Source organism: Sinorhizobium sp. BJ1, assembly GCF_002531555.1.
Lineage (GTDB): Bacteria > Pseudomonadota > Alphaproteobacteria > Rhizobiales > Rhizobiaceae > Sinorhizobium > Sinorhizobium fredii_B.
Window position 1 is genome coordinate 1 of record NZ_NWTH01000126.1, and the last position, 547, is coordinate 547.

General features: G+C 60.3%; 1 protein-coding gene. It reads left to right on the forward strand.

Going from position 1 to position 547, the window contains the following annotated elements; all coding sequences use genetic code 11:
• Positions 1–547, forward strand: a 547-nt coding sequence (locus CO676_RS35675) for a hypothetical protein (protein ID WP_210202671.1), incomplete at both ends; no start/stop codon positions are given.

The window sequence follows — 547 nt, forward strand, 5'->3', positions numbered from 1 at the left end:
GGTCTCTCTATCAACCGATGGCTCGCGACGACGTGACGGGTTTCTACGATGCGCGGGTTTCTGGACTCAAGTCGGCCGAGCTTAGACGGGCGCAGGATCATGTTTCGGAGACGGGCGAGCCGGCGTTCTTTGTCTCGGCGGACATTGCCAACCTCGGAGGTCTCAATCAGGCCATGCAGAACAGGGCGGAGCGGGCTAACGCGCACTATCGGGCCCTGGCAAAGATCTTTGGCGACTCCCTTGCCGAGCAGGGCGGCACCGTAGTGCCGATGAGAGTCGGCGGGGATGAGATTGCGGCGGTGGTCATCGGTGTCGAAGAGGGGCATCTGAATTCAGCAATCGAGGCGGCTAACGAACGCATCCAAACCTATGTTCGCGAGAGCGGACTGTCCGACATCGTCAACCCAAAGCGTCCGACGGAACGCGGGGTCGGGCTGCACATCGGCTATGCCGAGATCCTTCCCGATCTTCCCCCCGCGTCAATATTCGACCAAGCAGACCTTGGCGTCGACAGGAGCAAAAACAGGAGCAAGCAAGAGCATGTCAC